12 protein-coding genes are annotated in these 13,514 nt (G+C 43.4%); 3 read left to right on the top strand and 9 right to left on the bottom strand.

The annotated features are described in order from the left end of the window. Window positions 1-62: 62 nt before the first annotated feature. Complete coding sequence (locus tag OU792_RS02175; protein WP_274669341.1) at window positions 63-2,447, bottom strand: outer membrane beta-barrel family protein; 2,385 nt, start codon at window positions 2,445-2,447, stop codon at window positions 63-65. 234 nt (window positions 2,448-2,681) lie between these two features. Here OU792_RS02175 and OU792_RS02170 point away from each other — a divergent pair, with 234 nt between their 5' ends. Genes OU792_RS02170 through OU792_RS02160 form a run of 3 tightly spaced genes read left to right on the top strand, consistent with a single transcriptional unit; the run spans window position 2,682 to window position 4,097 of the window. After that, complete coding sequence (locus OU792_RS02170) at window positions 2,682-3,005, top strand: hypothetical protein (RefSeq protein ID WP_274669340.1); 324 nt, start codon at window positions 2,682-2,684, stop codon at window positions 3,003-3,005. 5 nt (window positions 3,006-3,010) lie between these two features. Next, window positions 3,011-3,835 (top strand): hypothetical protein, encoded by an 825-nt coding sequence (locus tag OU792_RS02165; RefSeq protein ID WP_274669339.1) that lies wholly within the window; start codon window positions 3,011-3,013, stop codon window positions 3,833-3,835. Beyond that, complete coding sequence (locus tag OU792_RS02160; protein ID WP_274669338.1) at window positions 3,813-4,097, top strand: hypothetical protein; 285 nt, start codon at window positions 3,813-3,815, stop codon at window positions 4,095-4,097. Before OU792_RS02165 ends, OU792_RS02160 begins: the two co-directional genes overlap by 23 nt. A 3-nt stretch (window positions 4,098-4,100) precedes the next feature. Here OU792_RS02160 and OU792_RS02155 read toward each other — a convergent pair whose 3' ends face one another. The 8 genes from OU792_RS02155 to OU792_RS02120 form a co-directional block, all read right to left on the bottom strand. Further along, the gene (locus OU792_RS02155) at window positions 4,101-5,057 is read right to left on the bottom strand and encodes a calcium/sodium antiporter (protein ID WP_134202582.1); all 957 of its coding nucleotides are present in this window, start codon (window positions 5,055-5,057) and stop codon (window positions 4,101-4,103) included. Between the two features lie 133 nt (window positions 5,058-5,190). Continuing rightward, window positions 5,191-5,982 carry a tryptophan-rich sensory protein gene (locus OU792_RS02150; RefSeq protein ID WP_134202581.1) on the bottom strand — a complete coding sequence of 264 codons (792 nt, stop codon included), beginning with the start codon at window positions 5,980-5,982 and terminating at the stop codon, window positions 5,191-5,193. Beyond that, window positions 5,979-7,364: a mercuric reductase gene (locus tag OU792_RS02145; protein ID WP_134202580.1), complete on the bottom strand. Its 1,386-nt coding sequence runs from the start codon at window positions 7,362-7,364 to the stop codon at window positions 5,979-5,981. Before OU792_RS02145 ends, OU792_RS02150 begins: the two co-directional genes overlap by 4 nt. Window positions 7,365-7,480: 116 nt before the next feature. Next, window positions 7,481-8,140, bottom strand: a complete 660-nt coding sequence (locus tag OU792_RS02140; RefSeq protein ID WP_134202579.1) for a DUF3575 domain-containing protein — start codon at window positions 8,138-8,140, stop codon at window positions 7,481-7,483. Window positions 8,141-8,223: 83 nt separating this feature from the next. Beyond that, the gene (locus OU792_RS02135; protein ID WP_274669337.1) at window positions 8,224-11,154 is read right to left on the bottom strand and encodes a S9 family peptidase; all 2,931 of its coding nucleotides are present in this window, start codon (window positions 11,152-11,154) and stop codon (window positions 8,224-8,226) included. A 172-nt stretch (window positions 11,155-11,326) separates the two neighbouring features. After that, on the bottom strand, window positions 11,327-12,184 hold the full coding sequence (locus tag OU792_RS02130) for a hypothetical protein (protein ID WP_026947914.1): 858 nt from the start codon (window positions 12,182-12,184) through the stop codon (window positions 11,327-11,329). A 627-nt stretch (window positions 12,185-12,811) separates the two neighbouring features. Beyond that, the gene (locus tag OU792_RS02125) at window positions 12,812-13,168 is read right to left on the bottom strand and encodes a helix-turn-helix domain-containing protein (RefSeq protein WP_026947915.1); all 357 of its coding nucleotides are present in this window, start codon (window positions 13,166-13,168) and stop codon (window positions 12,812-12,814) included. 1 nt (window position 13,169) lies between these two features. After that, window positions 13,170-13,463 carry a type II toxin-antitoxin system HigB family toxin gene (locus OU792_RS02120; protein WP_134202576.1) on the bottom strand — a complete coding sequence of 98 codons (294 nt, stop codon included), beginning with the start codon at window positions 13,461-13,463 and terminating at the stop codon, window positions 13,170-13,172. Between the last annotated feature and the right edge of the window lie 51 nt (window positions 13,464-13,514).

Genomic DNA, 13,514 nt, shown 5'->3' with positions numbered 1-13,514 from the left:
CCTCCCAAAATTGAGAAAGGAAGGCTTGGATTTCAGTGACAGGAGTCGCAAAAGGGAGGGTTTTATGGATTGATTTGATAAGAAAAGGTCAGATTGATCTGGCGTCGGATAAACTGCGAGTCTCCTTCGGTGAAGAAGTTTTCTCCCTCGATGATGTAGCGGTTTCTTCGGGAATTGAAGATGTCATTGGCAGTCAGGATCAGCCTGCCCCGCTCCTGCATGATTTGCTTACTGGCAGAAAGGTCAATGAAAAAGATGCCTTTTCGTACTCCCTGAGCTGTTTTTTGACGGGCATCGTAATTTGCGCGCAGCTGCAGGTCCCAACCTCCATCCAAGGTGAATCTGGAAGTCTGCCGGGCAAGGAATGAAGTAGTCCTTGCCTCAAAGTCTGACTGAATATTACTTCCGTCAATATTGGCATGGAAGAAGTTCAGGTTCAAATCCAGCTTCCACCAGTCTTTGGGCCGGTAATCGGCACTGAATTCCAGGCCAAAGGATTTTTCCCCATTCAGATTGTAAGGCAAAGTGGTTGCAAAACCTTCCTCATTGACTGTTCGGATCCGCTCGATTTTATCCACCGTGTTTCGGAAGTAAGCGGTGGAAAACAGGGTTCCTTTCTCGAAATACTTGATGTGCCCCAACTCAAAGGCATCGGTAAATTCCGGGTCCAGATCCGGGTTTCCGCTAAAGAAATTTCGCTGATCGGAAAAAGTCACATAGGGGCTGAGGTCATTGTAAACCGGCCTTCTCACTCTTCGGGAGTAGCTGAGTTGGAAGGCGTTTTCCTCGGAGACATTGTAAGTCAAATGAGCACTTGGGAAAAGATTGGTGTAGTTTCTGGGGTTGCGCTCGTTGGTTTCGGCAAGGATGGTTTCCACATCGGTATGCTCTACGCGAAGCCCTGCCTGATAGGTCCAGTCTCCGGTTTTATTGCCGATTATTCCATAGGCAGCAAGGATATTTTCATTGTAGAGGAAAATATTGTCCAGTCCGGGCAAGGGAACCAATTCCCCGCTTTCGTTTTCTTCGGAAACATTGAAGTCATTTTCCATTTCCCGAAAGCTGGTCCGCAGCCCGGTTTCGAATTTGCCCTCCGAGCCTATGGGTTTGACATAATCGAGCTGAAAGAGGTATTGATTTTCAAATTCATCATTGAGAGAAGTCTGCACCAAATCCTCTTCAGGAACTGGCTTACCTTCGGCATCAAATCTGAACTCGGTGAATAGCTGATCGGAATTTTCCCAGTAGTTCAGATAGGTGAAATTAGCCGTCAGTTCATGTCCTTTTTGACCAAAAGTCCGCTTGTAGTTCAAAGCTATCTCGGAATTGGGTTCTTTTTCTTTTTCATCCTGCCTACGTAGTGAATAACCTTGGAAGTTGTCCAGGGAATTCAGGTAATCATCGTAGCGGATGTCGGTGATTCTCCTTCCGTCGGTTCTTCTCCAGAGGTAGGAAGCGGTGAAAATGCTCTGCTCCGAAAAGAAATAGTCCAATCCTCCCCGGATGCTGTTGTTCCAGCCGCGGAGCTCACCGGCATTGGCCTGACTGAGAATGAGTGTTTCCCCGTTTTCATAAACTTCCTGATACTGCTCGCTCACATAAGGCTGGTAGCGTCGGGCGAAGCTGTAATTGATAAACCAGTTGATGCGGTTTTTACGGTAATTCAGATTGGTAGAAAAGCCCAAATTAAGCGGGGTACCTGCTATCACTTCAAAGGAACCGTTAAAACCCTGATTGCTGTCTTTTTTCAGGATGATGTTGATCACTCCAGCCATGCCTTCGGCTTCGTAACGGGCGGAGGGATTGGTGATGACCTCGACCCGCTCCACCATATTGGCTTGTAGCTGTCTGAGCCCTGAAGAGCCTTTGAAGCTCACGAGTCCAGACGGTTTTCCGTCGATCAAAATCCGGACATTGGAGGAGCCGCGAAGGCTGACATTGCCTTCGGTATCTACTGCTACTGAAGGTAAGTTCATCAAAATATCCGTGGCGGTACCACCGGCATTTGCCAAATCTTTTCCCACGTTATAAATACGCTTGTCCAGAGAAAGCTCCATCAGCGTCTTTTCGCCTTGGACGACTACTTCATCCAGTTTCTGATCAGATGCTTGAAGGGTGACAGTTCCTAAATTGACATTTGCATTGGCTCTAGAGAGCTCAAAGACTGAGCTTTTGAAGGAGTCAAAACCCATAAACTCCACCAAAGCATAAAACCTTCCCAAAGGGAGGTCAATGGAAAAGCTTCCGTTGTCTTCTGTAATTCCACCTCCAATCAGACTGTCTCTTTCTGAATAAACGGCTACTGAGGCAAAAGGCAGGGCCTGTTTGGAGGTTTGGTCTTGAACCATCCCTCGTAGTTTCCCTTGAGAGAAAGCAGCACTGCTTCCAAATAGAAATAGTGCAAAAACGGCAAGGCTATACCGAAGGAGGCTTTTTGGGCGGTGCATAGGTTTTCAGGCTGGGAGGGCAAATGGTTAGTCTGCCAAATTAGGTTTCAAAATTACCTCGTTATTTGGTGATATAGCCTCTCTTTTTGATCAATGGCAGGAGAAAATTTTGAGTTGAAAAAAGTAGGGATCTAATAAATGCTAGCAAAACTATTCAGCGACACTTACTGTCAAAAGTTAGTTCGATAATTCTTTTGCCCGTAGATTTATTCCTGTAATCAATTCAAAATCAAAATGTGGATTGCCAGTAAAAATGGGTTCGTTTCTATCGTACAGCATAGAGACAAGCCAGATCAGGTACTTTTTCGAGCTCGGGTAAGAAAGGATTTGGAGTCGCTTTTTCCGAAGGAAAGCATCATCGAAACTCCCGAAGCAGACTATGGCTTCCGGGTCCATGTCAGTAAACAGGAAGCGGTATCGGTCATTTCTCAGCAGGTGTGGGAAATAGACTATCCAAATTTCAAAAATGCCATCGCTCAGAACCCGGAGCAGCGAGACAAACTGTCTGCCTATCATGACATTTGGGGAGTGATGTGGGATTATGCCAAGAACCACTGATTGTCATGAAAGTAATTTTTGTCATCGGGCCAAGTGGGGTAGGAAAGAGTAGTTTTATTGAGCGGGAGTATGCCGAAAAGAGAGAGGTCTGCATTTTCAATATAGCGAGGAAAGCAAAAGAGCTTTTTGGAAGCTTTCAAGCGATGGAAGATGGGGATCAGGAGCTGCAAGCAATCAATGCCTCCTGCAGCGAAGCATTTATGTCCCTGATGGACGGGAAGGAAGTAGTGGTAGAATACTACACGGATGGCTATGATGATGGTCTCTTTGCGATGATCAAGAAAGCTAAATCTCTGGGGATAAGAACCGAGGTGATTGCGCTGACTTGTGAAGCGAATGAAGCTTGGAACCGGGTTCAAAATGCCGGATTATCCTATTTTCCTTCGGCAAGGATAAAGGAAGATACCGAACTCATCTTCATGGGAGTGCTGGAAGATGTGGAGTTCAATCTGGACTTTGATCGGATTTGCGAAATTGGCGGGGAGGGAGGCACGATCAGTTTTTTCCGATTCAAAAAGGGAAATCGGGATCGTTTTTTCTTCATTGCGGATGAGAATGGGTATTTTGACTTTGAGCCTGACTTTGAGTTTGAGAAAAAAGAGGGGGTGAACTACATCGAAGAGTTCGACAATTTCAAGGAAGCTTTTACTGCACTCTTGGACAAATATCCGATTTTCGGTTTGGTTCCCTTGGAAGTCCATTCCCGATACAAATCTGAGTTTCGGTCGGCCTATCAACACTACCTAAGGGGAAAGCAAGCCCTTCAAGCCAACCAAAAATGGAATTTCTACTTAAACAAATCGAAAGATGAACTATCAGGAAAAAGTTAAAGAGGCATTTGAAGCTTTAGAAAATGCTAAAATCCAGGTTTTTACAGCATTGATCAATGTGGCGATGGCTTCCGAATTCAAAGATATCAATGAGCTGTTTGATGAAGGAGAGCTGTTCTCTTTTAGGTCCAGCGATTTTGATCATGCCTCTGATCCCAATATCCAAAGCCTTCAATACGTGGTGAAAGCAATGGAGATTGCGGAGGAAGAAATGATTGCATGGAATGGGCTCAATAATCTGAATCTGCAGGGGAATGAGTGAACTTTAGCTTTCAAGTCCTATCAAATAGCCGGTGTAAAGTAAGTAAGAGCTCAGCAGTACCAAGGCTTCCCAGCGATCCAATTTTTGCCGCTTTCCGGTAAACATCGCGAGGAATAGAAATACGGTTCCTGCGCCGAGAATATAAAGATCAGTATTGAAGGAGATATTGAATTCTAAAGGTCGGATAACTGAACTGACTCCAAGAATTAGAAAGAGGTTGAAAATATTTGAGCCTACGATGTTTCCGATTGCGATATCGGCATTTTTCCGCATCGCCGCGACCACTGAAGTGGCAAGTTCCGGAAGGGATGTTCCTGCAGCCACGATGGTAAGCCCTATGATTTTTTCACTTACTCCCAGAGATTGGGCCATGGACACTGCATTGTCAACCACGAGTTTACCTCCGCCGACCAATCCAGCCAGTCCTATGGCGATCAAGGTCCATATTTTCAGGTTCGAGTAATCTTTTTCCTCTACTTGCTCGGTCTGAGGGTCGGATTTGAGCTGAGTGGCCACATAGTACAAAAAAGCCGCAAAGCATATAAGCAAGATCAGCCCATCCCAGCGGGATAGGAGCCTTTCCTCCGAGAAAAAGAAGTTGTTGGCTAGGAAAAATAAGCCTACAGCAGCAATGAGAGAAAAAGGAATCTCCTTCCATACCGTGCTTGACTGCACAGAAAGAGGAATGATCAGCCCAGAAATTCCCAGGATGATGAACAGGTTGAAATTATTGGAGCCAATCACATTCCCGAAGACGATGTCCGGATAGTTTCCCGAAGCAGCCACTACATTGACTACCAGCTCTGGAGCAGAAGTACCAAAAGCTACAATCGTCAAACCTATGGCTAGGTCCGAGACATTCTTCTTTTTTGCCAAAACAGAGGCGCCATCCACGAGCCAATCTGCCCCTTTGACTAAAAGAACTAACCCGATGAGCAATAAGAGAATTGAAACTACCATAGTTCTGAAGAATGATTAAAATTCTTTAATTAAATCGCGCAAATGTAGATGGAAAAAAGTCTCATTTAGATCAGGGGTCAATAATTATTTTTTGAGATTTTTTCGGTTATTCAATTATTTGAAATCCAGGTGATTATGTGAAATTTTTTGGATTGAAAGGGTTGGTCTTTCTGTTTTTGAACCCATGGTATGAACTGTAAAGAAAGATCAATCCAGCTCCAGCTAAAGCGGTAATCTGTAAAGGCATTATTTCTCCCCAATGTCGAACTGAAATAGCTACCAATGCCCAAATTCCAACCAAGGAAAATTCCCGCATGGATCGGGTGTAAATCATCCAAAGATTCAATACTGTTGCCACTAAAATCATGATGATCGTCCATGTGAGTTCATCCAGTCCGCCTGTCCAGCCTATCTTTGCCAGGTAGGCGGAAAAATTGGCAATAGTGGCTACTGCAATCCAACCTGAATAGAAACAAATGGGCCACCAAATCCAGCCTATGATGTAGCGGGGAGCATGCCATCGCTCCATATTCAGTCGAAGGATGACAGCCACCAATGAGGCTAGAATTCCCAGCATGATCACCACACTCAATCCTGTCTGCTCAGTAAGCCAAAACCAAAGCCAAGCTCCATTTAGTAGATTAGCTAGAATCAAAAATGGTCCCATTTGTAGGATGTACCTGCTTTTTCCATCGCTGAAGGCTGATTTGACCAGGTAGATAGCCTGTGCAGTCAAACTCAAGAATATCAAACCCCATATCGAAAAGGCATAGGATGCGGGTGTAAATAGGTTTTCATATTCCCGGCTCAGCGAGCCTACCGTATTTCCATTGATTCCGATAGCGTTGACTCGATAATTCCAAAATATGAGGACCAGTAAGACGAGTAAGTTGATAATTGCGATGGCTTTTTGGGCTTTCTTCATTTTTTGAGTGGTTGAAGGGATTGTAAAAGTGTAGGAATTAATTCGGTGATAGTTGGATGGGTAAAGACTCCATTCATCAGAACTTCAAAGTGCAGTTTACCATACATCGCGGTTAGAAAAATACCGATGATTTCATCAGCTCCTGTACCGCAAATCATCGCTCCCACGATTTGTCCGCTTTTCTCTTCAATCAAAACCTCCATTTTCCCTTGAGTTTCTCCTTTCTCTTTGGCTCTATTGATTTGGGACATGGGCATTTCTGCGAATAAATAGTTCTTTTTAGAGGTTAGAGCTTGTGTTTTCGTGATGCCAGCTCGTGCAAAGGGTGGATCGATGTAGAGGGCATAATTAAGAATACGGTCGCTGGTTTTTTTCTTTTCCGCACCGCTGATATGGTCTTGGATGATTTCAAAGTCATGGAAGGCTGTATGAGTAAATGCTCCCTTCCCATTGCAATCACCGATTGCAAAAATGCCCGGGATCTCAGCCTCCAATTTTTCATTGACTGGGATAAAGCCCTTTTCATCGGTGGAAATATTCGCTAATTCTAATTGCAGCAAATCGGTATTCGGCTCTCTTCCCGTGGCCAATAGTAAATGGCTTCCTCGCACAGCTTTTTTTTTTCCATGGCAATCCATTTGCACTTCTACTTGGGATTTTCCCCGGTTTTTTCCGGAAAGGCAATTGGATTGGAGTTCAAATCGAATGCCCTCAGCTTCTAAAATTTCCTGAACCATTTTGGAATGCTCAGGATCTTCCTGATGGATGATTCGGTCTCCCTTTTCTAAGACAGTCGCCTTGCTTCCCAGTCTTCTGAAAATCTGGGCAAATTCCAGCCCCACATAACTTCCACCCACAATCAGGAGATGATCGGGGATTTCTTGAATTTCCAGAATGCTTTCATTCGTGAAGTAGCGGACATTTTCAAAACCTGGAATGATCCTGGGCCTCGTTCCGACATTGATGTAAATTTTCTTGGCGGTAAGTCTATGCTTTGCTACTTGAATCAAATTGGGTTGAAGGAATTTTCCCACACCTTTAAATAGCCTGATTTTATCATTTTCCTCCATTCCCTTCTCCAATCCTTTTCTGGAAGAGCCAATAATGGTTTCTTTTCGCTTCCAGATTTCCGCTAAGTCAATTTTAGGATTGGTTGAAACTTTAACTCCAATTCGGTTGGCTTGCGAGAGTTCCCATGCCCTTCTGGCGGAGGCTACGTAGGTTTTGGTGGGTGTACAACCTGTATTGACGCAGGTACCACCCAACTTTCCTTTTTCGATCAAGGCCACTTTTTCTCCTTGATCGGCAAGGAAAAAGGCCAAAGGGTTCCCTGATTGGCCTGAACCGATGATGATTGAGTCAAAAGTACTGTCAGGTTTCATGCTAAAAGTATTGGGTCGATTATTAATCTAGGGATTTGAAAGGGTTTTTAAAAGGAAAGAAAGATTTAATAATGGCTGTATGCTATTTTGGATGTACTCTAAAGCTGAAAAAAGGACTATTTGCCGGTAAGAATTCCCACCTTCATTCCCAGTGAAAGTTGGGGTACAGCATCCCAACCCGTAAATCGATAGCGCTCTGCAAAAGGATTGCCGATTTCAAAAAATTCCCGGCTTTGATTCTCTGCTAATTCTAAGACCTGTACTTCCCGAAACCTACTTTGTATCCCCAAACCTCCATACATGTCCATGACTATATTCTTGGAGGTGAAAAGCTGCTTTCCAAACTTCAGACCTCCTCCAAATACCTGAAATTCAATGCGGGCCCGATCGTAATGAATTTCTCGCTTGAAAGGTGTGTAGTGGTCGTCGAGGCGAATAAAATCCTTATTGACTACAAAAAATTCGATTGCCCAGTAGTATTTTTTAGAGTAGAATTTAAGCTCACTTTTACTCCGCCAAATTTCAAAATTCTCATTTTTCCCTCTTCCTGCTGGCATTCCGAATAGTCCCCCATTTATTCCTATTTCAGATTGAATACTGACTTGCTTGCTGAAAAAATACTCCAACCCTCCCTGAATAATGATCGTCTCCGGTTCGAAGAAACTCAGAGGTGATACTTTGATCAAAAATTGCTTTTCTAACCCCAGATCCTGCTGGGCTTGGGAGGTACTCACCAAGCAAATGGTCAATAGAGTGAGGGCTAGAAACCGTTTCATAAATCAAATATAAAATCCTTTCAAAAAAATCCCCCGATAGAGCTTTCGGGGGATTTGTCTTGATTTTTATTTCCTTACGACCATCAAAAAGCTCTTTCCTTCAAATGCTCCTCCAAGTCCAGCAAATTCACGCCGCTTTTCCACCAGTCAGGAGCTGCCTCACCTTTCAAGTGATGGTCAAAAAACTCCATCATCCGAACGCTGTAGTCTTTGCGGTTTTCCAGTTTACTCAAACCGTGGTTTTCGCCTTTGTACTGCATCATCACCACTGGCTTTTTCAATCTTCTCAAGGCCGAATAGTACTCGATGCCTTGGGTAAAGTCCACTGCACCATCTTTGTCATTGTGCAAGAGTAATAGCGGTGTAGTCACATTTTTCACATGGTACACCGGGCTGTTCCGCTCATAGGCTTCCCAGTTTTCCCAAGGACCGCCTCTGAATCTGCCTTGCGAGGCTTCAAAGATGGACATATTTCCACCACCTGAATTCCAGTAGATCAAATCATACATGGAGATCATATTGGTCAATGGTGCACCGGCAGCAGCAGCCTTAAACATATCCGTCTGCGTGATCAGGAAAGAAGTTTGATAGCCACCCCAAGAGTGTCCGTGGATTCCGATGTTATTTTCGTCAATGACTCCGGTTTTAATGGCTTCCTTCACAGCAGGAATCACACACCAAACTGCAGACATGCCTGGATCATCAAGCTTGTACACGATATCTGGAATGAATACCGCAAATCCATTGGAAGTATAGACGTTAGGGTTCCATCCTGTTCCGCTGTATCCTGGGTTAGACCAGTTATGACGGGTTTGAGATAGCTTTTCGTAGTAATAGACCACAGTAGGATACTTTTGCCCTTCTATATAGCCTGCAGGTAAAAACAGCGTACCCTGCAATTTGTCACCCTTGTCAGAGACATAATCGATCAGCATGGTTCCGGCAGACCAGGTATATTTCTCTGCATCCGGAGCATTGTTGGTGACTTGCTTGGGATTAGAAAGGGATGCATCCGCCAGATATACTTGAGTAGGCTCGTTGAATTTCTCTTGGAAGAAATAATAGGTTTCTGCGTTCTTGGCCTTGGATAGATTTCCCACATTGAAATCATCCCATATCAAAACCTTAGCACCGGGAGTCAAGCCTCCTTTTTTCGCAGGAGAAAGCTGTGCAATACCAGACTTCTTTGTCCACTCTCCATACATACGGATATAAGCTGGCTTGCTGAGATCGATGCCTTTTTCCTCAGGATCCAAACCAAATCTGTACTGATAGCGAATCTGATCTGTTTTGCCATTCACGGTCAAATTGATGGGCGTTTCCTTGGAAGCCATGGCAGGTACCTGCCAGATGTCCCATCCATCTCTGAGAAGTACGTATTTACTGTCCGAACTCCAGCCCAAGGCTCCATAAAGTGGCTTTTCGATATTGTGATCGTCTTCGACATTGATAAAGGAAACGGGCATTCCCTCTGTGATATTTCGGCTTTGGCCGGTGGGAATATCATAGATGTAGTAATGTCCATCAAGTCCATAAATCAATTTGGTTCCGTCAGGAGATTCTCTGGGGAATGAGGAGTAATTAGGGAGATACATCTTTTTGAAAAGCTCCTTTTTCTCACCGGTTTTCAAATCCACGATGTAAAAATCCTGATAACGCTGTCCATCCAAATTCATATCCAGTTCGTAGGCTGAATAATCAGCCCCTAGGGCATAGCGCTGCTTGTCTAGGATATTCAAGTCCCGCATACTGCTGTCCTGCAATTGGATATGCTTACCTGCATTGACATCATACATGGCCCAGAAACTGTAGTTTTTGTCCTGATTCTGCATGACCTGCTGTCTTGACTGAAGGCGGCTGTCATTCCAGTGCCAGATAGTCATGTCGGGAGTATCTGCATCATTTTCCTTCTTGTCTTTGACCTTGCCAGAATCCAGCTTGGCGATGGCTTTTTGGAGGTCAGAGATGGATTTGATGGTGGTGTCTGCCATGATTTTTTTCATAGCCTCAGCTTCAGCCTGCTTGACCGAATCTTGATCCACTTCCTTTTCCTCCTCTTTTTTCTCGGCTAAAACCAATGGGTGAATGCCATAAAACAGACGAGTCAAATCCTCCGACCACATAGGTCTCCTATTTTGCGAAATGGTGTAGTCTTGATCAAAATTGACCGAATCCTTTTCCGGATTATAAACCGTCACTTGAGGAGCGGCTAGGTTTTTCACACCTATGACCTGACCCTTATCTTGTTTGTACTTTTTGTCTTTGATCATTTTCAAAGCGGCAAAAGCATCTCCTTTCTCAGTCCAGGCCAAGTAACGGTAGGAAGCCTTATCAGAATCCAAGATCTGCATGCTATTGGCTGCTACATTCATCAAATACAAACCATTTCCGGATTGGTTGGCTGCATCTACCGTGTAGGCTAGATAGTTTCCGGCTTTGTTAAATGAAAAATCAGCCACATTACCCAGGTTGAGTGCTTTCTCGGAATTGAGGTGGTAAATCAATAAATCCGAGCCTCTTGCATCTCCATTGCCTTCTTTGGATAGGTTGATAGCTAAAACGGTCGCCGCTTCCCCATTGAATGAATAATTCGAAACATTTTCGAATTCTTTTTTGTCTTCAGTGCCCAGCTTGACTAGAATAGCCTTGTTCTTGAGCGGTTTTCCTTTACTCTTTTCATTGGCTTTTTTCTGAGAGAAAGTTGGGTATTCGGTGTAGGCAAACCACTTTCCATCCTCGCTGAATTGCATGGAAGGATAACTGGTCGAACCGATTTTCAAAGTCTTTTTGGAGTCCTCGTCCCCCACTTTTTGAAGAATGATTTCTCCATCCCCTTCCAGCTGAACAAGCCCATAGGCCATCCATTGTCCATCGGGGGAGAGCTGAAAGGCTGAACCTGGCATGTATTTCCAGGTGGGGATGTCTTTCCAGGTAATGGGTTTGGTGTCTTGGGCTATTGCCAAACTGGCAACAAGGAAAAGTGCCCAGAATGTGAGTAAGTGTTTTTTGATCATTGGTAAATCTTTTTTCTGAAGCAGGAAATTAGGGAAAATAAAGGATAGTCCTGAGCGATATCTCAGGAATGGTCAAAAAAAGCAATATTGTTGCATTTAATTTTTCCTTTTGAAGAATTGAGAAAGGATCAAAAGCTCGTTTGAATAGAATATATCCTAATGCTAGCCAAGCTTACTGATAATTGTACTTGTACAGGGCCTCCCGGGTAAGATTTCTCGTTTTTCGCTCATAAAATCTTGAAAAAATATTCAGCCCAACTCCAGTGAATGTTAAGGGGATCAGCAGATCATTCTGACTGGAAGACTGGGATTCGAAACCAACTGCCAAGAAGAAAATCCCGATCCCTAGGGCTGAGTTGACTACATTGGCTACTGTGCTCACTTTTTCTCTTCTTAGAACCTCCTCATAAAGCTGCAAAGCTTCCGGATTGGATTGAAATCGTGTTAGAACCTGATCCCTTTCCAGCTGCATGGGACCTTCGTAGACATTTATTTTTGGACCCAAAAAACCATCCATGATATCCATGCTCAGAAATGCATCTGCACCTCCAGAATAATGATAGGCATTGAAATCATTGATCGAACGTCGAATTCTTCTGTCTGCATCCCGAATCAGAATACTCCCAGTCCCCTGTACAACTCCTCCACCAAAAGTTACCCAAAACCAAGGGCGGACATTGGCCGGGGTGATTTCGTTGGTAAATAGATAGGCAACCGAACCGATACTTACTGCCAAGCCTGTGAGATTGATGGCAGTACCCCAATTCTTTTTTCGCTGGTAGGCGGAAAATCTAAACTCTTCACTTTGTACAGAATTTAGTAAGGCCGCTACTTCTGCGGGATTGGATTTTTGCCCATCCAAGTAGTAGGTGGTTTGATTCAAAAAGCCTTCTTTGAAGGTAATGATGGGTTGTGTAGAATAATTTCCAGGAAAGTAGGTTCGGGACTCTTGGGTGTTTTGGGCTAAAGAAATGCTAGCAAATGAAATGGGAAACAGGAGAAGAAGCGTTATCCAAAATCTTTTTTTCATCTGTTTATAATTTGTTTTTTAGAGGTCAGATAGCTTGTCCCGAACTTGATTCGGGAGAATCTCGCATGAGTTCCCCGATCAATCGGGCATCCCAGTGTTTGTCACTTTCGACATGCCTGTCTGTTTCAGGCAGGCTCGATTTCATAGAGCAGATTGATAAGGTTCAATTAATAAATTCTTGAACGAACAAGTTAACAGGATGTTTTTACTCTGATAAGATTTATTTGTTGATTGATAGGCATAAGAGAATTAGTAATTAAGTCTCTGAGAAATATTCGATGGTACCTAGTCCCTGCAAAGTACTCTCCATGGAGAATGAATATCCTAGGTTAATACATCAAGGCCCTTGCCAAGCTAAAAAATTCTCGCTGTCCACAGGGTAGATTTTATGTTGCTTTTCTGCAATGAGGAGATAAAAAAACCTCCCAGGTTTTCAAATCCTGGAAGGTCAAACAACGTACAATCGGAATTCAGATTTCTACCCATTACTTTTTGAAAACCACCTTTCCCCCCGTCACGGTCATCGCAACCTGGGTTTTTAGTATTTTATCCTAAGGTACTCTATTGCTATGCTGTTCTTGAATTTGAAAAAGTAAGCCTAAACAACAAATAAAATAAATCATGGGATCAATATTCCTGAACCAACACCTCTGTAGGAATTCGAAGATAGGTGTTCAGTTTTCGAATCATATCCAGCGAAAGTTTTCTTTTTCTATTCAACACTTCACTTACCCGACTTTTATTTCCTACCACCTCAGCAAGATCTTTATTTCTGAGATCCATCTGCTCCATTCGAAACTTGATAGCTTCGATGGGATCAGGTAGATCAATCGGAAAATTTTCTTTTTCATATTGATCGATTAGAATAGAAAGTATTTCCAGTTCGTCTCCTTTCTTGCTTCCCTTTTGAGCATCAAAAATCTCGTCAAGGCGAATCAGTGCTTTTTGATAATCTGTTTCAGTTTTGATAGGCTTGATATTCATATTAGATCATATTTGCGTTGATTTTGTCATAATCGGCGTGAGTACCAATAAAGCGAATCCAACATAACTGAAATTCAAAATTGATTTTTACAATCAATCGGTAGTGATTCCCCTTAATATTGAATACTACTCTATTTTCTCCCAATATACTGGCGTTTGGATACGCTCTTTTTAGATCGTGGGTATTACTCCATTGGGACTTTTCAGCTTCTCGATACCAAGCTTTTAGCTGTTGTTCAGAATCGGAATGTTTTTCCCAAAATTCCCGCAAAGTCCGTTTTGCAATTATTCTCACATGTTTCTAAATTCAAATATATAAGAAAAGTTCCCATAAAGGGAACTTTTT

Origin of the sequence: Algoriphagus sp. NF, assembly GCF_028823735.1 — a bacterium.
Lineage (GTDB): Bacteria > Bacteroidota > Bacteroidia > Cytophagales > Cyclobacteriaceae > Algoriphagus > Algoriphagus marincola.
The sequence above is the reverse complement of the archived record's forward strand: the minus strand, read 5'-3'. Positions and strand labels throughout refer to the sequence as shown.

Excerpts from the sequence above, each read along its gene's own strand:
- OU792_RS02150 (WP_134202581.1), bottom strand. The coding sequence starts at position 5,982 with ATGAAGAAAGCCCAAAAAGCCATCGCAATTATCAACTTACTCGTCTTA.
- OU792_RS02175 (WP_274669341.1), bottom strand. The coding sequence starts at position 2,447 with ATGCACCGCCCAAAAAGCCTCCTTCGGTATAGCCTTGCCGTTTTTGCA.
- OU792_RS02170 (WP_274669340.1), top strand. The coding sequence starts at position 2,682 with ATGTGGATTGCCAGTAAAAATGGGTTCGTTTCTATCGTACAGCATAGA.
- OU792_RS02155 (WP_134202582.1), bottom strand. The coding sequence starts at position 5,057 with ATGGTAGTTTCAATTCTCTTATTGCTCATCGGGTTAGTTCTTTTAGTC.
- OU792_RS02130 (WP_026947914.1), bottom strand. The coding sequence starts at position 12,184 with ATGAAAAAAAGATTTTGGATAACGCTTCTTCTCCTGTTTCCCATTTCA.
- OU792_RS02140 (WP_134202579.1), bottom strand. The coding sequence starts at position 8,140 with ATGAAACGGTTTCTAGCCCTCACTCTATTGACCATTTGCTTGGTGAGT.
- OU792_RS02145 (WP_134202580.1), bottom strand. The coding sequence starts at position 7,364 with ATGAAACCTGACAGTACTTTTGACTCAATCATCATCGGTTCAGGCCAA.
- OU792_RS02125 (WP_026947915.1), bottom strand. The coding sequence starts at position 13,168 with ATGAATATCAAGCCTATCAAAACTGAAACAGATTATCAAAAAGCACTG.
- OU792_RS02160 (WP_274669338.1), top strand. The coding sequence starts at position 3,813 with ATGAACTATCAGGAAAAAGTTAAAGAGGCATTTGAAGCTTTAGAAAAT.
- OU792_RS02135 (WP_274669337.1), bottom strand. The coding sequence starts at position 11,154 with ATGATCAAAAAACACTTACTCACATTCTGGGCACTTTTCCTTGTTGCC.
- OU792_RS02165 (WP_274669339.1), top strand. The coding sequence starts at position 3,011 with ATGAAAGTAATTTTTGTCATCGGGCCAAGTGGGGTAGGAAAGAGTAGT.